Source organism: Parabacteroides sp. D25 (genome assembly GCF_000307475.1).
Lineage (GTDB): Bacteria > Bacteroidota > Bacteroidia > Bacteroidales > Tannerellaceae > Parabacteroides > Parabacteroides distasonis.
Map to the genome: position 1 here is coordinate 138,943 of NZ_JH976506.1, position 21,157 is coordinate 160,099.

The following is a 21,157-nucleotide window of genomic DNA, read 5'->3' on the forward strand; positions in this document are numbered from 1 at the left end:
TAGAACATGCGGGAGTATTAATACTAAAGTAATAAATTAAAAGCTCAGGTCACGAGAACTTCTGTGAAGAAATGTCGTGACCTTTTTTTGTACTCTTAAATCTCGTGCTATGCTTATATCTACTCAAGAAACATTGATCTATAAATCAATTAGTCCGGAAGACATTTATTGTTATACTCCCGGAATCACCGTGACTTCGACGGGACGCTTGGTCGTGACTTTCGACTTGGGCGGCAAGGGGGTAAAAGAAATCTATGCTTCTTCGCAGCTGTATACGGAAAGGACAAGACGGTTAGGTATCGGTAAGATTTTTGTATCGGACGACCAAGGCGCTAGTTGGTGTTTTATCTCGGATTTTAATTTTTGGCATGCCCGCCCTTTTTGTATAGGGGAAAAGATATATATCATAGGAAACGCAGGCGATTTATGTATTATATGCTCGGAAGATGATGGGAATACGTGGAGCGTTCCCTCGTTTCTCTCCCAAGGTGAGAAATGGCATTCTTCTGCCTGTAATGTTCTTTTCGCTAACGAGCGGGTTTACTTGGCGATGGAACAGCGTTTTTATAACTCGGAGATAGAAGGCTGGAATGTGGCGGGTTTGAGCCCTACCTTGCTATCTTGCTATATTCACGATGATTTACTGGATGCGTCTTCTTGGCGACGTTCCGATCCTTTTGTTTTCAGGGATAAAGTACATTTCCCGGAAGGGGTTGGCATTCCTTTTTACGAGTCATTGACCAATAAGCCGCTAGAATTGGCTCCCGGTCGTTTTAATGCGCCCACTGGATGGCTGGAGGCTCAAGTGGTTCAAATAAAGGATAAACATCATATTTGGTATGATCCGGAAGGGAAAACGTTCCATATGTTTCTTCGTGCGCATACCGGAGGGATTGGATACGCTTGTTTATTAAAAGTGAGGGAAGATAAGAACGGCCAGATGGTAACCGGCTTTCAAGAGACTCCTTCCGGACAGACCTTGCTTTTCTTGCCCTTTCCCGGTGGCCATTTGAAATTCTTTATAGTGTATGATGAGATATCCCGGTTGTATTGGATGGCATCCAATCAATCTTTCGATTCTATGCGGACGATAAGCTCATTACCTGAGACTTCCCGGTATGGACTCCCGAATAATGAGAGGCATCGTTTACAATTATTATTCTCGAAGAATTGTGTGGACTGGTGTATGGCTGGGATGATCGCTTGCCAAGGGAATGAATTATATTCAAGAAATTATCCTTCGTTATGTATCGTAGGTGAGGATATGCACGTGGTTTGCCGTGCGGCGGATGATCATACAAAGGACCCTCAATACTCTGATTGTATTACATATTATAAAATTAAACGGTTTAGAATGTTAATCTATTAAATGAAGTGATTATGGAAAAAGTACTGATTGTAATACCGGCTCGATATGGTTCAAGCCGGTTGCCGGGTAAGCCTTTGGTTAAGATTAAAGGTATAGAGATGATAAAACGGGTCTCGGATATAGCGGATTTTGTATGTCGCAAAAATGAGTCTTGTTCTTATTTGGTAGCTACGGATGATGAGCGCATCGTCTTGTTTTGCGAATCCCGGGAGATTCCGGTGATGATGACTTCCACGAATTGTAAAAGTGGTACGGAACGTTGCTATGAGGCGGTAAGGAAACAGGACACCAATCCCGGACTGATAATAAATCTGCAAGGCGATAATCCCACGTGTCCTCCTTGGATATTGCAAGATCTGATCGATACATGGAGAAAGGAGAAGGCGGATGTCCTTACCGCCTCGGTCTTGTTGGGATGGAGCGAATACGATCAATTACTGGCGATGAAAAAGGAAACCCCTTATTCCGGCACGACGGTATTGGTGGATCGGCTGGGATATGCCTTAGCTTTCTCGAAACAAACCATACCCGCTATCCGTAAGGAGGATCAGGCTAGGGATCTTTTGCCTAAAAGCCCTGTCAGGCGGCATGTGGGTTTATATGCGTATAGCGGTCGAGCCTTCGAGTCTTATTTCTCATTACCTCCGTCTGTGTATGAACGCTCTTATATAGAAGGATTGGAACAGATGCGTTTCTTAGAGAATGGCATCAAAATGAGGGTCGTAGACGTTGATTATCGGGGACGTGAGACAACAAGCGGGGTTGATTCCCCGGAAGATGTCAAACGGGTTGAGGAAATACTTGAGAAATATGGAGAGTTCGATCTTTCGTGACTTAGATGGAATCGTAGATTCTATTTTATTTCCTTACCATACTTTGGAGGAAGTTCTACCTCCTGGCTGTGAGGCTGGTCCGGTATGGATGGAATTTGCCTGTTGGGTAGACAGCCAAAAGGTGGATATACGGGCATCGGAATCACCCTTATTCTTGAATATATGTGGTATACCCGCATCCGGTAAATCGTATTGGGCGGAGGAATGGCTATCAGAGAATGGACCTTGTTTGCATATCGCTTTCGACGCTATTATGGAGGCATTATCCGGGTATCAAGCGGATTGCTCGCTAGATAGGGAGAAAGCGTTCTTACGTTGGGAACTTCCTGCTCGTTTTTTAGGTTACCGTCTTCTTTTGTTGGGATTGAGGAATGGGTGGCCTATTTTATTTGAACATAGTAATGCGTTGAGAGAACATGTGGATTTGTATAAGAAGATAAAGAGTCTTGGATATCGGATTCATATGGTGTGCATCGATGCGACACCAGAAATGGTTATCAAAAGATTGGCTCGGAGGAATCGTTTTTTCCCGGAGGAGCAAGTAAAAAAACGTTGGGATTGCTTGATAGATTTGTTACCTGAATATCAAAAAATAGTAGATGACTTTAAATTAATACAACCATGGAAAAATGTAGAAAACTTGTGATCGTACGGCATGGTAATACGTTTCGTGCGGGAGAGACTCCGACTCGGGTTGGAGCTAGAACTGATTTGCCTCTGGTAGAGGAGGAACGAGCTAGATCTGCGGGACGTTATTTACGTGAAAAGGGGATTGTGATCGACAAGGTGATTTCGGCCCCCTTAAAACGCACATTGGAGACCGCTAACTATATCTTGGAGGAAATGAATGTGGATTTGCCTATCATTCAAGACTTACGTCTTAAAGAGATTGATTATGGGCCGGATGAGAATATGGTAGAAGATCATGTAATAAAACGTTTGGGATCTCTCTATTTAGAAAAGGAGGGAATGGACCGGAAAGACCTAACGGAAGATCGGATCGTGGAGAGGGGACTTTCCGTGATCGCCCAATGGAATGAGAAGGCCGTGGTACCGTTAGGATGGAACGTAGATGTAGAGAAACTGATAAGCGGTTGGCAGGATTTGGCGGCTAGTATACCTGATGGTGAGACTTGGCTGCTAGTATCTTCCAATGGAGTGATGCGTTTCTCCCCCTATATTCTGGGGAATTATGAGGATTTCTGTGCGACTCATGATATTAAGGTTCCGACAGGTGGGGTTTGTATATTCGATTGTGTGGGTGATCATTGGAGGTGTACGGATTGGGGAATAAAGGCTTATAAACTTTTTAAATGATAAATCATGGAAGATATATGGAATATAACAGCTTTGGTAGTTAGTGTATTAAGTGTGCTTTTGTCTCTTTATGCTTTAAGACAGGCTACCACTAAAAATACCTCGGATATGTATCTGTTCTTTATCTCGCAATATGCGAAGGAGGACATGAAATTGGCTTTACGTAAATTGAAAGATATAAAGCGGGGGGTATATCGGTTGGAACAATGGGAGAGTGATATGAAAAATAATTTGCCGAAAGCCTTTGAGTATGACGAGGCGAGACGTTTGGTGAAATATTTTTATGATACTTTAGCCTATATGAAGTTAGAGAAACTGATAGAGGCACGTTTCGTAAGATTGATTTGCTTGAAGAAAGGAGCATGGCTTTATCTGGATACAGTCGAAGCCATGGAAAAGTTTTTTGACAGTGGCTATGATAAAAAGCCATATGCGGTTATTCGGGATGTATGCGAAAATTTACGAAAGGAAGGGTGTTGTCCTCCTTAGTTCATTATTTTCGGCTTTTGGTGATTTAATAAAGCCTTGATCGAAGAAACGATCGGGGCTTTTATATTTATTTCTTAATTCGCCATGACGATATTCCGCAAATCGAAACCGAATTGAATATACTCATCCTCAGTGATTTGCCTCTCTGTAGTCAGGATGATTAACGCATGCCCTCGATAGTTGTTTCTGTAAGGGGGATGGAAATGGTTGTAACGGTTTTCGAAGAAGCCGCATTTTTTATAGAACTTTAATCGCTTGGAGGAAATTTCATCCGTAATAGGATCGATCTCTAATAAGATGATCTTATTCAGGCGTTTATTAAAATCCTCCAGCAATAAACCGCCGTATCCTTGTCCCCTAAAGTTCTCATGAATGGCGAAATGTTCGATATATACATAGGTGCTAAAATCCCAGTATGAGATAAAGCCGATAAAGAGGTTATCTTTCAGATAAGCCACTAGATGATAGTTGGGAGATTGGAAGGCCTGTTCTTGTTGTTCTTCTGTTCGTTGCTCAAATAGAGGGAAACTTGCCGTATATATTTGCTCAAAGGTAGGATAGAGAGGATCTTGCTTTTGCGTTATTTCTAGTATGTCCATATGACTTCGCTTTATTTTGATGCGAAGATAATAATCTAAAAACATTGTCATGTCATATTAAAGCTTTATTTTTGGATGATCTTATAATTAAGATATTGTATACGATGATAGCGTGGTTTCGTTATATATGTTTAATTGTTAGCCTTATAATCACTATGCCGGAATTACTTTCGGCACAACGTCTGGTTTCTCAACGTCAAGAGGATGTAGAGGCCGGTCTTTTATATAACGAGAGCGTCTACATCCTATCTAATTATTCTTGTCTATCCTCCAATTCCCCGGAAAAACTTTCTTTGGACGAGTTGTTGCGGAAGCAGATCGAAGGCTTTTATTTCTATTTGAAGCGGGATACGGAGACAAATGTATTGTTACTAAGGAAACCTGATGGTACGTTTACCCCTTTTAGTGAGTCATTGGAAGCCATTAAGACGGCCTTGGATGCGGACTCCACTAAGGTTATGACGCTTTTCCTTGATTTCTATGTAGAGACGGAGCTGGAATCCTCTTTTAAGGAAATAGGCTTGATGGAGTATGTACTTGAGTATGATACGAAAAACGGATGGCCATCCCTGAAGGATATGTTGAGTTCCGGAAAGCGACTGGTCGTTTTCGAGGTTCAGAAACATTTGAACAGTCCTTCATGGTTGCATAATATGAGGGATTTCGTGGAGCATACGGACGCTGATTGGGGAAACCAACCGGAAGGGGTTGAGAGTTTTGATGAGCGGCTGAAAAAGAATTTGTCTTTATTTACCGGATATAAGTTCTTGGAGACTTCCCGGGGGAATAGCAATGATATCTCGGCTTTAGCCCGGCAGACGCCCTATTTAATTGAATCGTTTAAAAGAGCGTGGATCCGGGATGGAAGGGTTCCCAATTTTATCTTGGTAGATAAGTATTACGCATGGTTGGATGTCTCGTTGGTTACTTTTCGGAATTTCGATATCATCTACGGCGCGGTTACGAATAACAATGAGCTGCTTAACTACGTGAATTGGGATGGGATGTCTAATTATACGACGGGTAAATATTGCTTTCCGCTAGAGCCCGGAGCCGAGTTGATGCTTTCGCCGATCTCTCCGGGCTATCGGATAGAGCCGGCTACGGTTTATGTCTCCGGTACCCAAAGGAAGGCTTTCGCCGGCGATTTTAAGGCTAGACCTTTGCGGATTGACGAGGATATAGAGATTTATTTACCGTTTGAGGGCGATGAGAAAGATGGTTCGTCCAATCATAATCTCACGGTATCTAGGAATGTCGAGTTTATTCAGGACCCTATACGGGGGCAGGTCGCTTCCTTGGAGAATCAGGCCCGTGTGGATTTGCCGACCGCTTCGGAACTTCATATGCGGGATCATGATTTCACTGTCGGCGTTTGGTTGAAAATACCTAAGTACCTGCCGGAGAAGGAGGATTATTGTATTCTGGGAGCTAAGAACAGTACTTATCAACAAGCGTTGCATCTGTTGATACGGAATCGGAAACCGTATATGGGATTCTTTAACAACGATCTGGTTGGTAACACGGAGATCGAGCCGGGCAAATGGTATAATGTCGTATGGCGGTATAATAAGCGGAATGGGGAGCAGGCTATATTCGTAAATGGAAAACTGGACGCGATCTCTTTTGATCGTCCGGCTTATCTGGGTAGTGATAGCTTATATGTCGGTTTCGTGAATTTCAGCCAGTCCTCGAACTTCGTGGGTGTGCTGGATAATCTTTGTATTTGGTCTCGTGTGTTGAGCGATAAGGAGATATTGGGATTGAGCAACCAGTTATTAGATTTACATATATCGAATGCGATTACTTGGTTGGATGTCCTTGGAATTGGGTTGATTTTGATGGTTCTGGTCTCGATAGCTTATCTAGGCTATCGGAAGGTGAAAGAAAAGCCAAGGCAGGATGAGGCTGATGCGGGAACGGTTGCGGAGGAGGGAATCGAGGACGGAATCGAGGAGCCGGATCGTTCTTCGCAAGAGATGCCGGAGGAGATCGAGAAGGTTCCGGTTCTGCGCAATTATATCCGATTGTTTGGAGAGTTCTATGTGTTGGACCGGGATGGAAATGATATAACCTCTCTATTTACCCCCAAATTAAAACAGCTGTTTATCTTGATTATGCTTCACTCTTCCCGTGGAGGTTTCGGAATATCGAGCAAGGACTTGACACGGATGATTTGGGGGAATGACAACCCCTCGAAAAGTACGAAGAGCCTTCGAAGCGTATCTATATTGAAACTCCGGAAGATATTGGAACGTATCGATACGGTCGAGGTCCTATTTAACGCGAATCGATATATTCTCCAGCTTTCGGAAGATGTCTATTGCGATTATTTGGCTTGTTTGGATTGGCTGAAAGATAAACGGGTACGGACTCAGCCGGACTTTGAATATTTCTATGATATTATCAGCAAAGGAGAAGTGTTCAAAGGGGAATCGTTTGATTGGATGGATGATTTTAAAAGTTATATCTGTAATAGTACGGTGGATGTCTTGTCTCGCTTTATCGACACTTACTCGATCGAGGATGAGGCGGATCGGGTGATCCAGATAGCAGACCAGATCCTTCTGAACGATCCTTGCAACGAGGAGGCTTTGCTCTATAAGATCAAAGCCTTGATTTACCAGAACAACTTCAAATTGGCCCGTTACGTGTACGACCGCTTTTGCGCTTTATACCAAGAGATGTATGGCGAGGCTTTCACCTCTTCTTTTGAGCAGGTCGTACCGTCTTCGCTGATGAGTCAGCAATCTCCCCAGTAATATTATAGTGTGCCTGCTCATTGGCAGACTGTGCCATCGCTATTGTCACACCTGTGCCATCGTTGTGGCAAGACCGTGCCACCGTTATGGCATGCCTGTGCCATCCGTGTGGCACTCCTCTGGCATTACAGTGACAAATGTATGCACCCCACTGATAGCGATCCTTTCGAATAGGGAGGCAGGTGCTATGCCTCTGACTTATCGAAGATTTTTATAAATATTTCTTGATTTATTTATGTCGCTGTTATTGCGTGAATTATGCTTTGTGCGGATATGAAATTTGCCTTAAATTAGCCCTAGGTTAATGCCTTGTTTAGCGTTCGTTAACTCATGGTTTACTGCTCCTCCCTATATTCGCTCTCGTTGTTTCGCACGAGGAAGCGAAGTTGTGTTTTACTATATATATTTTTTTTTCGACTTTAAATTTAATACTATGAGTAACACTATGTCTGACAAGAATTCGGTGAACTTCACACGTAGGGAGTTCTTAGGTACAGTAGCTGCAGCGGCGGCGTTTACAATCGTACCTCGTTCCGTTTTGGGTGGACCGGGCTATACGGCACCTAGCGATATGGTCAATTTGGCCGGTATCGGTGTGGGTAGCCAAGGTGGTGGCGATATACAGAATATCGCTACTCCGGATGTACCTATTAAAAGGAGATCTTTTGGTGGAGGCGGTATGCTGATGCAACCTTATGCGGGCATCCAGCCACCCAGACGGGAACGAAGAGCGTCGGATAATCCTGTGCAAATGGGAGATGCGGAGAAACAATCGTTTAAGCATGCGAATATTTATGCGCTATGTGATGTAGACCACGATTACTCCGGACATATCTTAGCGGGATACCCGAAAGCGAAGAAGTATACCGATTTCCGGGAAATGATCGACAAGGAGAAAGAGATCGATGCGGTATTGATCGGTACTCCGGACCACACCCATGCGGTTATTGCCGCTTATGCGATGAAAGCAGGTAAGCATGTATTTGTAGAAAAGCCGATGGCTAAGACGATTTATGAGACCCGCTTTTTGAGGGATCTGGCAAAGCAAACCGGTGTTGTTACCCAGATGGGTAACCAAGGGCATAATATTGAAGGGACTATGCAGACGGTCGAATGGATTCAAGGTGGTGTGATCGGTGACGTAAGGGAAGTTCATTTGTGGACAAACCGTCCGATGTGGCGCCAAGGTTATTTTGATCGTCCGGCGGGAGTGGATATACCGTCTAATCTTAACTATGACGTATGGTTGGGTCCGGCCCCTGATAAACCTTATAATCCGGAGATGCTTCATTTCGCTTGGCGTGGATTATGGGATTACGGTACAGGCGCTATGGGGGATATGGGAGCTCATACCTTCGACGCTCCGATTTGGGCGCTTAATTTGGGTATGCCCACGAAAATACAAGCTACTTCCACCCCTTACAATAAGGACTATCTGCCACAATCGGAATGCGTGACGTATGAGTTCCCGGCTCGTGGGAATATGCCTCCGGTAAAGGTAACTTGGAGTGATGGGGGTATAAAACCGGCTCGTCCGGCGGAGTTGGAACCGAACCGCCAGTTAAGGGAAGCGCTTTATATAGGCGATAAAGGTCTGATCATGCATGGTACCCATGGAGCGGAGCCGCAACTGATACCGGAAAGACCGGGGTTCGTAGCTCCGGCGAAGACATTAAAGCGACCGAGTAATATTTATGTGGATTTTATCGAGGCGATAAAGGAAGGTCGCAAAGCCGCTAATGATTTTGAGGTATCCGCTAAATTGACGGAGATTATGTTGCTGACGAATGTCGCTGTCGCTGCGCAACGGTTGGATCTTACGTTGGAATATGACGCAGAGAATATGAGAATCACGAATTGTCCGGAAGCGAACGATTATTTCCACTATGAGTATCGTAAAGGCTGGAGCCTGTAAGGGACTTTCTTCTAAGGGTTAAGATTAATTTATAAATTGAATGGTTATGAATAAAGATGTGAACAATGGTCAGTCCAGACGTGAGTTTCTAGGAAGATCGGTCGCTGCTTTGGCGGCCGCGTCTTTCCTTCCGAGTGCTTTCTCTTGTACGGGGAAGAGTGTGGCGGCTCCCGCTCCGGTTGATACGGCGGCGGAGGCAGGCAAGGTTAACTCGAAGTTCGGTGGCGTGCAAATCGGCACGATCACTTATAGTTGGCGTTCCATGCCGGGTGGATTGGAGAATATCATCAAGTATTGCCAAGAGGCGAATATCAGTTCCATCGAGTTGATGGGAGGTGATCTGGAAGCTTATTTAGGAGCTCCGGAGAATCCGATGATGAAATTCTTCCGTCAGCAAGCTCCTCAACCCGCGGCGAAACCGGGTGAGAAACCTGCGGCTCCTCGTCGGATGGGTCCCCCGAAGTTTACTCCGGAGCAGCAGGCTGAGATCGATAAATATAAGGAAGAGGTGAAAGCGTGGCGTCTCGGGCTGGATCTATCGAAGGTGGAAGGTGCCCGTAAGTTATTGAACGAAGCAGGAATATCGGCGCATATCGTGAAGATGGAACCTTCCCGTATGGGTTCGGACGAGGAAATCGATTATGCGTTCAAGGTAGCCAAGGCCATGGGCGCTAAAGCCGTGACGGACGAGATTAATTTGGAGACGGCGAAAAGAGTCGCTCCATTTGCCGAGAAGCATGGGATGTATATGGCTTTCCATAATCATATGCAATATGCCGAAGAAGGCTTTAGTTGCGATCCGATCTTAGCGGTCTCTCCTTCTATTATGTTGAATTTTGACGCGGGCCACTTCTTTGGCTCTACAGGTATCCATCCGAATGAGATGATCAAGAAATATCATGATCGGATCTATAGTATCCACTTGAAAGATAAGACGGGGCCTACGACAGGGGACCAGCCGAATACGAATCAAGTATGGGGACAAGGGGAGATGCCGTTGGAAGACGTGCTCTTGTTGATCAAACAAGAGAAATGGCCTATCTATTGCGATATAGAACTGGAATATGATATCAAGCCTTGGTCTGACTCCGTGAAAGAGGTAGGCACTTGCGTGAAATATGCTCGACAAATATTGATGTAGATTATAGAATGTTGTCTTTGGTATGTCATTAATAGGTATAACGAAAGGGCCGGTTCCTGATGGAGCCGACCCTTTATTTTTCATTTATTGATCTCTTTCAGCAAATTGGGCGCGCACTTAAAATGGACAATGGTTCTGGGGATCAACATTAAAGTCTCTCCGCTTTTCGGGTTTCTAGCCAACCTGCTTGTCTGCAAGCGGGGAGTATAAACACCGAAACCCTGTATACATACCTTTTCTCCGGCTCTCGTTTTCTCTAAGATGATGTTATTCAGTTCTTCCAATATGTACCGGATTTCTTCTTTGTCATTACCGACTCTTTTCGATAATTCCTCGATTAGCTGACTTTTATTCATATCGTATTATTTTTTGAGAAGTTTGTTCTTTGCTCTGTTGTTAAATATTTTTTCCTGTATTGCAAAGGCGATAAGCCCGTGTGCCTCCGAAAGAAGCGTCCCAACGAAGATTGGTTCGAGAACTGCGTCTTCTCAACAATCTCTTGGATATTCAAGGTAGAGTTGGTGAGTAATCCTTTTAATTCTAGGATCATATATTCCGTAATCCAATCTTTGGCGGATTTGCCGCTTACCTCCTTAACAACCATGGTCAAGTATTTAGGGGTGATGCATAGAGAGTTCGCGTAGAACGTCACGCTTCTGTTCACTTTGTAATTACTCATGACCAATTGAAAAAATTTGTGGGTCAGTTCTTTCTTGTGTACATCTATCGTTGCCGTACTGTCTAAAGAATTGACTTTATAATGGTTATATATATCAAGGAATAATATGCGAAGTAAGAGTATAACCGACTCTCTTCGATACTGGTTTTCCGGATCGACGGCTTTTCTTATAAGTAATTCAAAGAAGTCTACAAAGGAAAGAGTTTCCACGTCTTCCATCTTGAAATAGTAATGTTGCCTCATATAGAAAAAGAAATGTGGCGAGAAACGACTGATACCGCTTAATATATCAGTATAAAAGGATTCCGTGATCGTGAAATATCTGATTTGGAAATCTACGCTAACGTCCGTTAATGCGACCAATTGCCCCGGCAAGATGATGATGAGCTCTTTAGGGGTTATAATGTGCTTGTTGGAATAGATATCAATTTTAGCGTTTCCTTTTACACAATAGATGACAATCCCTAATCTTATATAAGAAGGGTAAGTGGTAATAGGGAGTTCTTTGGAAAGTGTAAAGATCTTGAAGTCCTTCTCCAAAGAATAATCAATACCACTATTCGGCTCAACTATTTTTTTAATATTTCCCGACATTCTTTTTGTCTATGTTTCTTATGTAAAATTATAACTTCGTCTTTTACTATATTTATCTAGTGGTTGTTTGGTATAATATTACAGAAATATAGGTCTCGTTTTGGCGTTTTTTAAAGTTTGGTTTAAATGATACCTTGAAAAATAACCGCTATTGGATGTTTTTGTTTGTAGGTCTAATACTTTTTTGCAAATACGGTTGAGGTGATGTTAGGGATAACTTGTATTCTAAGGGCTGTGCGAGCTGGATGGAATATGTGTTAGGAAATATTAGTAATTCAGGTTAAGGACAAGCGTGCGAGACAAGAACGGGAAGGATTGCCTCGCACGGCAGGCTTAGGTCGTCTTTTAGATAAACTTGAGTATATCTTCTGCCTTTTCCGCTATATGATCGGGTGCGTATTTCTCTAATTCCGTACGAGGGCGAAACCCCCATGTTACCCCACAGGAGGTCACTTCGCTGTTGATGGCGGTTTGCATGTCTACGTCCGAGTCACCAACATAAAGAGCGTTCTCTTTGGATATGCTCGCTCGTTCTACGATCTCATTGACGATACTGGGATCTGGCTTCGCCTTTACTCCTTCACGCTGTCCGAGAACCTCCGTAAATTGTATGGAAGGGAAGAAATGGGCGATGAGCTTACGGGTAGCGGCTTGATATTTATTAGAAGCGACCGCCAGTTTTATCCCTCTTTCCTGCAACAAGGCTAATAACTCAGGGATACCGGGGTAGGGAACGCTGCGATCTGTGTTATGCAGATCGTAATGCTTCAAGAACTCTTCCCTTACCTTTAGTATATTCTCTTCCGTCTTTTCACCTTCGGGTAACGCACGTTCGAATAATTTGTTGATGCCGTTTCCTACGAAGAAGTTATACTCCTTTACGTCATGTGTCGGAAAGCCGTTTTGCCGCAACGCATGGTTCGTGCTATGGGCTAAATCCGCGATCGTATTTAATAATGTTCCGTCAAGATCGAATATTACTAACTTTTTCATTTTAGTTTTCTGGCAAAATTAATGGAATGTAGAGATATACTTTCCCTTTCGACTGATAAAATAGATGAACCGATTTAAAAATAGATAAAAGTATTAGGTCATATATAAGATATTTGTATCTTTAGGACAGGAATAGAAATCCTTTGTAATATATTGTATAACCTAAAATTGGAACATCATGGGAAAGAATCAATTAATTCACGGGAATGAATTTCATTTGCTGAAACAAGCTGAGATTCATAAAGCTACAGGTAAATTAGTCGAGTCACTAAACTTGGCAGCCGGTTCTACGGGAGGTTTTGATCTTTATAAAGTTGTAGAGGCTTATTTTACGGATTTAGAGAAAAGAAAGGAGATCAATGATTTGTTGGGTATTTCCGAGCCATGTGAGACACGTGTCACGGAAGAATGCTTTTCTTAAATAAGCCGCAGTAGGAATAACATAGAAAAAGGAGATACCTGAATCAGATATCTCCTTTTATTATATCTCAAAGAAGGATCAATTACTTACCAGAAAGTTTTTCTTTCAAAGCTGCCAATTCCTCGATGTCACCTAATGTAGTCTTTTCAACCGGACCGGTTACCATTCCAGATTCCTCTTCTTTTTTACCGCCACGTTTTGAGGAAGCCTTCTTTTCAGAAGTTGCCTTAGCGCCTTTTTGCTCATCTTCAAAGATGCGGCTGTGAGAAAGGATGATACGTTTAGCTTCCTTGTTGAACTCGATTACCTTGAATGAAAGTTTCTCATCTACTTGAGCTTGAGAACCATCTTCTTTTACAAGATGCTTCGGAGTAGCGAAACCTTCTACGCCGTAAGGCAAAGAGATAACGGCACCCTTATCCAATACTTCGATGATTGTACCTTCGTGGATAGAACCAACCGTGAAGATTGTCTCGAATACATCCCAAGGATTCTCTTCCAATTGCTTGTGGCCTAAGCTTAAGCGACGGTTTTCCTTATCGATTTCCAATACTTGAACCTCGATCTCTGCTCCGATCTGAGTGAATTCAGACGGATGTTTGATCTTCTTCGTCCAAGACAAGTCAGAGATGTGGATCAAGCCGTCAACACCTTCCTCGATTTCTACGAATACACCGAAGTTTGTGAAGTTACGAACCTTAGCCGCATGACGAGAACCTACCGGGAAGCGCTCCTCGATGTTTTCCCAAGGATCAGCCTTCAATTGCTTGATACCAAGAGACATCTTACGCTCGTCACGATCCAAAGTCAAGATTACGGCCTCGATCTCGTCACCAACCTTCATGAAGTCTTGAGCGGAACGCAAGTGCTGTGTCCAAGACATCTCTGAAACGTGGATCAAACCTTCTACGCCCGGAGCGATCTCGATGAACGCGCCATAGTCAGCCATAACGACAACTTTACCCTTAACCTTGTCACCAACCTTCAAGTTCGTATCCAAAGCATCCCATGGGTGCGGAGTCAATTGCTTCAAGCCAAGAGCGATACGTTTCTTCTCGTCGTCGAAGTCCAAGATAACAACATTGATCTTCTGGTCAAGCTGAACGATTTCTTCCGGATGAGAAACACGTCCCCAAGAAAGGTCTGTGATGTGGATCAAACCGTCTACGCCACCCAAGTCGATGAATACACCGTAAGAAGTGATGTTCTTGACAGTTCCTTCCAATACCTGTCCTTTCTCCAATTTGGAGATGATATCTTTCTTCTGTTGTTCCAACTCAGCCTCGATAAGAGCCTTGTGAGATACAACAACATTCTTGAATTCTTGATTGATCTTAACAATCTTGAATTCCATAGTCTTACCTACAAATACATCGTAGTCGCGGATCGGCTTCACATCGATCTGAGAACCCGGCAAGAACGCTTCGATACCGAATACGTCAACGATCATACCGCCCTTCGTACGACATTTGATGTAACCTTTGATAATTTCGTCTTTTTCAAGAGCCTCGTTAACACGATCCCAAGAACGTGTAGCGCGTGCTTTCTTGTGTGAAAGGATCAATTGTCCTTTTTTGTCTTCTTGGCTCTCGATGTAAACCTCTACCTCGTCACCAATCTTTAAATCCGGGTTATAACGGAACTCGGACATAGGAACAACACCGTCAGATTTGAAACCGATGTTTACAACAACCTCACGTTTGTTCATAGAAGTAACGGTACCCATAACCACTTCTTTGTCTTTTACCGTGTTCAGGGTCTCGTCATACGTTTTTACAAGATCGTCCTTGCTTACTTCGGTGTAAGTCTCGCCTTGCTCGAAAGCGTCCCAGTTGAAATCTTCAACCGGCTGGATGTTTTTTAAATTTTCCATTCTTTAATTGTTAATACTAAGTTTGTTTTAATTAGTAAGTTAGACTTTATGTTGTCATCTCTCAAAAATCGGGGCAAAGGTAATGCTTTTTTTCTGATTGACAAGAGTTTTGAGGGGTAAAAACATTCAATTGGGCCGTGTTGGCTGTAATTACGGAAAACTGTTGATTTTTATTGATATTTATTTTGTAAGTTTGCGAATTGTAAGCGATAAATCAATGAGTAGAGGATTTTTAAGAAAGTCCAGCGTCAATACTTTTATAGGAATAGTGTGGATTTTGTTTGCGGTGAGCGCAAGTGCGCAGAATGCCGTGAGTAAATTTCGTGCGGATAGCATACGCCAATCTTTATCGTGTATCCAAAAACCTCAGGATAAGATACCCCTTCTTAAAGAATTAATCGGCTTGTACTGGCAATTGCCGGAGGAGGTACCAGCGTTGAAAGAGATAATCGATATCGCGATGCCTTTGGATTCCATCGGGATCGTATACGATGCGATGGCTGGCTTGAGTCGTTATTACCCTGCTATTAACGTTTGTCCGAGTCGGGGGCGCTCTTGAAACAGTATGATCATTTATTGGATTCCTTGGAAAGGAAGTATAATGGGGAGGGAAAGATTTTTCCGGTAAAACGTCATCGTTGCTTGATGAGTTGCTATTATTGCGAGCTGTATACCATGAAAGGGAATTCGGGAAAGGCACAGGCGTATTTGGATCAGGCGACCGCTTATTTGGATAGTTCTTTTGGGGATAGGGTGGAGGCTCAATATCTGCGGACAAAATCATTTTATTATTGGAAGGAGAAAGATTATAGGCATGCGTTGTCCGCCGTCAATCTGGCTTTAAAGATCAATCGTGATCTGGATAAGTTGGAGATGAAGAAAGCGATATTGCAATCGTCCGGCCAATTGCAAGAGGCGGTCACTATCTATGAGGAGATCATCAATAAGACGGAGACGATCAACATGGATGCCTTCGACCGGCAAATCGAGCAACTCCGTGTATTGAATGACTTGAATGACATGGAAAAGCAAGATCGGGAGTTGAAGCTGAAATCGGAGCAAGAAGCTTTGAAGCAGAAGCAGATTGTCGTATCTATCGGTCTTCTATTGGTCTTGATGGGCCTACTCTATATGTTGTGGCGTATTTATATGCATACTAAGCGGTTGAGAAATGAGTTGCTTCAGGAGAAAGACTCCTTGATCGCTTCGGAGAAGCAACTGAGGGTCGTGACGAAAGAGGCGGAGGCGGCGAACAAGAAGAAAAGCGCATTTATCGCCAATATCAGCCATGAGGTGCGTACGCCGTTGAACGCCATTGTCGGGTTCTCGGAATTATTGGCGAGTAGCGAGTATAGCGAGGAGGAGAAGATCCGGTTTGCCGGGGAGGTGAACCATAGTTCCGAGTTGCTATTGAATCTGGTGAACGATGTCCTGGATTTATCCCGTTTGGAATCCGGCAAGATCAAGTTCAGCGTGAAGCCAAACGATCTGGTCGCCTGTTGCCAGAGGGCGTTGGATTCGATTCGCCATCGGGTGAAGCCCGGGGGCCGATTGACGTTTACTCCCTCGCTTGAATCTTATACCTTGAATACGGATGCCTTGCGTTTACAGCAGTTGCTGACTAACTTGTTGTCGAATGCCGCTAAATTCACCTCTGAGGGAGAGATCAATCTCTCGTTTACCGTGGATGAGGGCAAGGAGGAGGTCCGTTTCTCCGTTACGGATACGGGCTGCGGGATCCCGGAGGATAAGTGCGAAAAGATATTCGAGCGTTTTGAGAAACTGGACGACTTTATTCAAGGTACCGGCCTAGGACTATCTGTTTGCCAGATCATCTCGGAGCAGCTTAATGGCTCTTTATCGGTGGACATCTCTTATAAGGATGGAGCCCGGTTTGTCTTTATACATCCAACGAATTTAATTGAGACCCCCATATGAGACAGAAGAATCGACTCAATAACTGGATATCCATACGTATGGGGATGGTCATCGTGATCTTCCTAGGCGTATCTTGCGGTTCGATGAAATCTTCCACACCTCCTCCCGCCAAGGATCGTTTAACGGAGATCGACAGCTTGGAGAGGTTATTGCCGGACTGCCCGACAATAGCGTCTACCTTGCCCTTATTGCGGAGGTTGGCATTCCTGTACCAGCAGCAATCCGAGATGAAGGTTTATAATGAACGTCTTTATGAAAATGCGATGGCGGTGGATTCTATATCTGTCGCATACTTGGGATTGAAGAACTTAGCCGAATATTATTACGATCAGTCTGTACGTGATAGTTTGGAATATTATTGTTCTCTCGTAGACTCCATAGCCAAGGCCCGGCATGAATACCCGAATGTGTTGTTTGACGTGAAGAGCCTTTCCTGCCAAGATCTCCTTTGGCTTGGGAATTATGAGCTGACGATGAGCGAAGCTATGGATCTGTATCGGTTGGCGAGCAACTTGGATCATAGATATGGCTTGCTCCGTTGCTCGGAGACATTAGGATTGATTTACCAACGAATCCGGAGGGATAGCGACGCTGTCGTCTCTTTTCAGGAAAGCCTTGATTTATTGAAGGATATAAAGGATGTGCCGGATATCATGGATACTAAGGTCCGGTTAACTTCTTATCAATTGGAGAGTAGCGTACGGACGAAGCAATACGCGTCGACGGAACGGATCTTAGGGCAATATAAGGCTTTGCTCGATGAGCAGTATAAGATCTACCAAGAGAAAAACGATCTTTTGTCTATTAAAAGAGAATATTGGTTACTTTATTCTTTTTACACGAGTTTTTATCTTTCGCAAGGAGACTTGGAGAATGCCAAGCGTTCGTTGGATCAAGCCTCTTCTTATGCGGATAGTAATTGGGTTGAGGGAGATTATGCGATCAATACCTACCTGGCGGTTAAGGCCCGTTATCATAAGGCGGCAGGAGACATTCCGCTGGCGCTTCATTGTATAAATGAAGTGCTGGAGACCGAGCGGCTGCCCGAGGATATCCAGTTCAAGGCGGATATCTTGAAGGAACAGGGACTACTTGGGGAGGTCATGGCTCTATATGACGAACTTTATAGTACGCTGACGAAAAGGCGGGGAACTTCTTTTCTCCGGCAGGTAAACCAATTGCGTACCTTGCATGAGCTGCATGAAAAGGAGTTGAAAGAAACGGAATTGAAGGAGGCCGGGCAACGCATCGCCCGGAAACAGGATCTGCTGATCTTTATCCTATCCATATCGGTCGTGCTGTTGATCCTTCTCTATGTCCTGTTTTTGTACTACCGTCATCTACGATCCTTGAAGAACCAGTTGCAGCGGGAGAAAGAGTTGCTTTTGGAATCTCAAAGACAGTTGATAAAGGAAAAGACCCGTGCGGAAGAGGCTAGCTTGATGAAAAGCGCTTTCCTGGCGAATATGAGCCACGAGGTCCGGACTCCGTTAAATGCTATCGTGGGGTTCTCCGGTTTATTGGTGGAACCTTCTACCGATGAGGAGGAGCGGAAGGAATATTCGTCTATCATCCGGAACAACACGGATCTGATGTTGAATCTGGTAAACGACGTATTGGACTTATCCCGGATGGAGACCGGAGACCTTCATTTTGACATCAAGGATCATCTGCTTTTAGTATGTTGCCAAATGGCTTTGGAGAGTGTACGCCACCGGATACCGGATGGGGTTAAATTGACTTTTTCTCCCGCCGGGGAACCAATCGTGGTACATGTAGATAATCTGCGCCTGCAACAACTGTTGACAAACGCCGCTAAATTTACGGAGAAAGGCGAGATTAATCTATCGTTTCAACTTGAGCCGGACCGGAAGAAGGTACGTATAGCCGTTACGGATACGGGCGCCGGAATCCCCCTTGAAAAACAGGCTACCATATTCAACCGCTTTGAGAAGCTGGACGATTACAAGCCCGGCGTGGGTTTGGGGCTCTCTATCTGTCTCCTGATCGCCGAGCGGCTGGACGGCGCCTTGTTTATCGACTCTTCGTATACAGACGGGGCTCGCTTCGTGCTTATCCTTTCTTGTGAAATAGATTCCTCAATTTATAATCCGCCAATAGAAGTATGAGCGTGATGGCCCCTATGTATAAATAGAAAGCCAAGGCCGATGTGCTTATCGTGGGGATGGCTATCTTGGGTATCTCCATATATACGAAAGATACGATCGCGAGGGAAATCATGATAAGCGAGGCCACGATCGCCGCTAACAGGCTGAACCGTTCGTCACGTTTCTTCGCCTTTGCGGACTCAAGCATGATTTGTCGCATTACGTTCGAACGGAACGAGGCGGGAAGCTCCTCCTCCGGTATGCGTTTGAATAAATCCCCCAATAAATCGGGTTGTTCCTTATTTGTGTTTATCTTACTCATGATCCATTCCATTTAATAATACAAACAATTTTTTTCGGATGCGATGTAGCTTGACTTTAATATTCGAGGCGGTCAAGCCGGTGATAGAGACCAGTTCTTCTATTGTTTTTTCTTTCCAATAAAAGAGCAAGATCAAGGCCCGTTCGTCCGGTAGAAGTTGTTCAAGGGCGACTTCCAATCTTTGAACCTGTTCCGTGGATTCGGTTTGTCCGAACAGGTTCGTAATTTCCTCCTCCGATACGTTTTCAAGTGTAGTCTCCTCAATCGCTAGAAACTCATATCTCTTCTTCCGGACCGACGAGATCGCCGTGTTGTAAGCGATCCGGTAAATCCATGTGGAGAAACTGCAATCCCCTTTGAATGAGGCGAGGTTTTTGAATACCTTCATAAACGTATCTTGCGCCAACTCCTCAGCCTCCTCTTGGTTTTGTACCACTTTGAGGATCAACGAGTTAATCGGACGGCTATACTTGTCCAAAAGGCAAACGAAACATGCCACGTCCCCCGCTTGTATCCTTTGTATGTAATATGTATCGGTATACAATTCCATTGTACTTAATGGACGCAAGCCGGGTAAATAGGTTACAACTTGCGGTAACAAAAATAAAAAATATTTTTCAGCCCGGAGGTGTAACCTATGGGAAACTGTTGCGTCAAATTAGCAAACAATATGAATGAATCAATTAAAATTATACAGTTATGATGGATTTTATTTCTGTTCCGCTAGTTGTCGGAATCGTTTGTGCAGGTATTTACGGATTATTTGAGTTGTTTGTTCGCAAGAGGGAACGTTTGGCGATTATCGAGAAGATCGGTGATAAACTGGATGCCTCTGCTTTCGATGGTAAATTGGGACTGCCTCACTACATGCGAAACTTCTCGTTCAGTAGCTTAAAGGCCGGGTGCCTTTTGGTGGGAATCGGATTAGGTTTGTTGGTAGGCTTTATTATTAATATGTGTATGGCGACAAATTCTTATTATGATGATGGTTGGTACAGGCATGAGGTAGCGGGTACGGCTTATGGGGCTTCGGTTCTTTTGTTCGGGGGAATCGGCTTGATAATAGCGTTCGTCATTGAGCTGAAACTAGGTAAGAATAATAAATAGCCATAGGCTTGCCTGTATAGACGTAGCGTGCTGCATGCAGCACGCTACGTCTATACTACAGGTAGATCTCCCCGAAGAATTCAGGACAATGGAAATTAGGCTCGGGAAGGTCGATCGGACTCCAACTTACGAAATGCGGATTCATTGTCTCATCGGCGCATTTATAGAAGTTCCCTAGTATTTTCTCCGGCAGATTACTAGGATCTAACCCCATCAACTTGAGTGGTATGACTACGATTAAGTTCCATGTATGAATACCTTTAATCTCCTCGAATGCCCTTCTTCTCACGGATGGGAGTCTTATGATGCTTTTATACTCTTCTTGCGAAAGCGACGTCTTGATATCCCGTGAGGTACGGCGGGCGGCATCGCAAGTCCCGATACAATTAAACTCGAAATTCATATAATGCGAGTCACCTTCCTTTTTCATGAAGAATTCCACGCAACTATCCTTATGGACCGAGGAATTGTCCATCTCATAAGACGCCTTTAGCGAATTACCCTGCACGCTATATCGTATATATAGATTTTTCTCTGTCCGGGCTATATTAAAAGCGGTGATCGGCTTATATGGATACTCATGCCAATTGGCATGGGTGAGGAACTCACGTTGGGATTGCACCTCAAGAATCGGTTCTATGGATGTTATATCGAGTACATCCAGAACAGGGATAACAGGAACTTTCAGTCTTTTCAT

21 protein-coding genes are annotated in these 21,157 nt (G+C 44.0%); 13 read left to right on the top strand and 8 right to left on the bottom strand.

From position 1 onward, the window contains the following. The first annotated feature begins 109 nt into the window (after window positions 1-109). From HMPREF0999_RS16675 to HMPREF0999_RS16695, 5 genes are read left to right on the top strand one after another with little or no spacing between them, the layout of a single operon-like run. Window positions 110-1,369, top strand: coding sequence for a sialidase family protein (locus HMPREF0999_RS16675; protein WP_009276435.1), 1,260 nt, complete (start codon window positions 110-112; stop codon window positions 1,367-1,369). A gap of 11 nt (window positions 1,370-1,380) precedes the next feature. Then, the gene (locus tag HMPREF0999_RS16680; protein WP_005861112.1) at window positions 1,381-2,202 is read left to right on the top strand and encodes a manno-octulosonate cytidylyltransferase; all 822 of its coding nucleotides are present in this window, start codon (window positions 1,381-1,383) and stop codon (window positions 2,200-2,202) included. Further along, entirely contained in the window at window positions 2,180-2,848 is a 669-nt protein-coding gene (locus HMPREF0999_RS16685) for an AAA family ATPase (RefSeq protein WP_009276436.1), read from the top strand. The genes HMPREF0999_RS16680 and HMPREF0999_RS16685 overlap by 23 nt, the downstream gene beginning before the upstream one ends. Further along, the gene (locus HMPREF0999_RS16690) at window positions 2,824-3,519 is read left to right on the top strand and encodes a histidine phosphatase family protein (protein WP_008773916.1); all 696 of its coding nucleotides are present in this window, start codon (window positions 2,824-2,826) and stop codon (window positions 3,517-3,519) included. Before HMPREF0999_RS16685 ends, HMPREF0999_RS16690 begins: the two co-directional genes overlap by 25 nt. A 6-nt stretch (window positions 3,520-3,525) precedes the next feature. Further along, window positions 3,526-4,008 carry a hypothetical protein gene (locus tag HMPREF0999_RS16695; RefSeq protein ID WP_005861117.1) on the top strand — a complete coding sequence of 161 codons (483 nt, stop codon included), beginning with the start codon at window positions 3,526-3,528 and terminating at the stop codon, window positions 4,006-4,008. Window positions 4,009-4,082: 74 nt separating this feature from the next. Here the strand turns inward: HMPREF0999_RS16695 and HMPREF0999_RS16700 are convergent, their stop codons facing one another. Continuing rightward, window positions 4,083-4,607: a GNAT family N-acetyltransferase gene (locus HMPREF0999_RS16700; RefSeq protein ID WP_009276437.1), complete on the bottom strand. Its 525-nt coding sequence runs from the start codon at window positions 4,605-4,607 to the stop codon at window positions 4,083-4,085. 71 nt (window positions 4,608-4,678) lie between these two features. On the opposite strand from HMPREF0999_RS16700, the gene HMPREF0999_RS16705 reads away from it, so the two are divergent. The 3 genes from HMPREF0999_RS16705 to HMPREF0999_RS16715 all read left to right on the top strand — a co-directional run bounded on the left by HMPREF0999_RS16705 (window position 4,679) and on the right by HMPREF0999_RS16715 (window position 10,425). Continuing rightward, the gene (locus HMPREF0999_RS16705) at window positions 4,679-7,369 is read left to right on the top strand and encodes a LamG-like jellyroll fold domain-containing protein (RefSeq protein ID WP_009276438.1); all 2,691 of its coding nucleotides are present in this window, start codon (window positions 4,679-4,681) and stop codon (window positions 7,367-7,369) included. 445 nt (window positions 7,370-7,814) lie between these two features. Then, window positions 7,815-9,284, top strand: coding sequence for a Gfo/Idh/MocA family protein (locus HMPREF0999_RS16710; protein WP_010185273.1), 1,470 nt, complete (start codon window positions 7,815-7,817; stop codon window positions 9,282-9,284). A gap of 46 nt (window positions 9,285-9,330) precedes the next feature. After that, window positions 9,331-10,425: a sugar phosphate isomerase/epimerase family protein gene (locus HMPREF0999_RS16715; protein WP_009276440.1), complete on the top strand. Its 1,095-nt coding sequence runs from the start codon at window positions 9,331-9,333 to the stop codon at window positions 10,423-10,425. Window positions 10,426-10,505: 80 nt separating this feature from the next. Here the strand turns inward: HMPREF0999_RS16715 and HMPREF0999_RS16720 are convergent, their stop codons facing one another. The 3 genes from HMPREF0999_RS16720 to HMPREF0999_RS16730 all read right to left on the bottom strand — a co-directional run bounded on the left by HMPREF0999_RS16720 (window position 10,506) and on the right by HMPREF0999_RS16730 (window position 12,691). Next, the gene (locus HMPREF0999_RS16720; RefSeq protein ID WP_005861129.1) at window positions 10,506-10,781 is read right to left on the bottom strand and encodes an HU family DNA-binding protein; all 276 of its coding nucleotides are present in this window, start codon (window positions 10,779-10,781) and stop codon (window positions 10,506-10,508) included. Next, window positions 10,778-11,698 carry an AraC family transcriptional regulator gene (locus HMPREF0999_RS16725; RefSeq protein ID WP_005866714.1) on the bottom strand — a complete coding sequence of 307 codons (921 nt, stop codon included), beginning with the start codon at window positions 11,696-11,698 and terminating at the stop codon, window positions 10,778-10,780. The genes HMPREF0999_RS16720 and HMPREF0999_RS16725 overlap by 4 nt, the downstream gene beginning before the upstream one ends. A 345-nt stretch (window positions 11,699-12,043) precedes the next feature. Continuing rightward, entirely contained in the window at window positions 12,044-12,691 is a 648-nt protein-coding gene (locus tag HMPREF0999_RS16730; protein ID WP_005866716.1) for an HAD family hydrolase, read from the bottom strand. Window positions 12,692-12,869: 178 nt separating this feature from the next. Between HMPREF0999_RS16730 and HMPREF0999_RS16735 the strand changes: the two genes are divergently transcribed. Next, window positions 12,870-13,112, top strand: coding sequence for a hypothetical protein (locus HMPREF0999_RS16735; RefSeq protein ID WP_008780667.1), 243 nt, complete (start codon window positions 12,870-12,872; stop codon window positions 13,110-13,112). Between the two features lie 82 nt (window positions 13,113-13,194). Here the strand turns inward: HMPREF0999_RS16735 and rpsA are convergent, their stop codons facing one another. Beyond that, window positions 13,195-14,985 carry a 30S ribosomal protein S1 gene (gene rpsA / locus HMPREF0999_RS16740; protein WP_005861137.1) on the bottom strand — a complete coding sequence of 597 codons (1,791 nt, stop codon included), beginning with the start codon at window positions 14,983-14,985 and terminating at the stop codon, window positions 13,195-13,197. A 217-nt stretch (window positions 14,986-15,202) separates the two neighbouring features. Between rpsA and HMPREF0999_RS16745 the strand changes: the two genes are divergently transcribed. The 3 genes from HMPREF0999_RS16745 to HMPREF0999_RS16755 all read left to right on the top strand — a co-directional run bounded on the left by HMPREF0999_RS16745 (window position 15,203) and on the right by HMPREF0999_RS16755 (window position 19,052). Next, window positions 15,203-15,544 carry a hypothetical protein gene (locus HMPREF0999_RS16745; protein ID WP_009276441.1) on the top strand — a complete coding sequence of 114 codons (342 nt, stop codon included), beginning with the start codon at window positions 15,203-15,205 and terminating at the stop codon, window positions 15,542-15,544. 86 nt (window positions 15,545-15,630) lie between these two features. Then, window positions 15,631-16,923 (top strand): sensor histidine kinase, encoded by a 1,293-nt coding sequence (locus HMPREF0999_RS16750; protein WP_009276442.1) that lies wholly within the window; start codon window positions 15,631-15,633, stop codon window positions 16,921-16,923. Then, window positions 16,920-19,052 (top strand): sensor histidine kinase, encoded by a 2,133-nt coding sequence (locus HMPREF0999_RS16755; RefSeq protein ID WP_009276443.1) that lies wholly within the window; start codon window positions 16,920-16,922, stop codon window positions 19,050-19,052. The genes HMPREF0999_RS16750 and HMPREF0999_RS16755 overlap by 4 nt, the downstream gene beginning before the upstream one ends. Here the strand turns inward: HMPREF0999_RS16755 and HMPREF0999_RS22095 are convergent. Continuing rightward, the gene (locus HMPREF0999_RS22095) at window positions 18,997-19,353 is read right to left on the bottom strand and encodes a hypothetical protein (protein WP_005861145.1); all 357 of its coding nucleotides are present in this window, start codon (window positions 19,351-19,353) and stop codon (window positions 18,997-18,999) included. The genes HMPREF0999_RS16755 and HMPREF0999_RS22095 overlap by 56 nt on opposite strands. Then, a complete protein-coding gene (locus HMPREF0999_RS16765) occupies window positions 19,346-19,903 on the bottom strand; it encodes an RNA polymerase sigma factor (protein ID WP_010185258.1) in 558 nt (185 codons plus the stop codon). Before HMPREF0999_RS16765 ends, HMPREF0999_RS22095 begins: the two co-directional genes overlap by 8 nt. A 149-nt stretch (window positions 19,904-20,052) precedes the next feature. Between HMPREF0999_RS16765 and HMPREF0999_RS16770 the strand changes: the two genes are divergently transcribed. Then, complete coding sequence (locus HMPREF0999_RS16770; protein WP_005861149.1) at window positions 20,053-20,460, top strand: DUF6249 domain-containing protein; 408 nt, start codon at window positions 20,053-20,055, stop codon at window positions 20,458-20,460. A gap of 55 nt (window positions 20,461-20,515) precedes the next feature. Here HMPREF0999_RS16770 and HMPREF0999_RS16775 read toward each other — a convergent pair whose 3' ends face one another. Continuing rightward, window positions 20,516-21,157, bottom strand: coding sequence for a carbohydrate-binding family 9-like protein (locus HMPREF0999_RS16775; protein WP_005861151.1), 642 nt, complete (start codon window positions 21,155-21,157; stop codon window positions 20,516-20,518).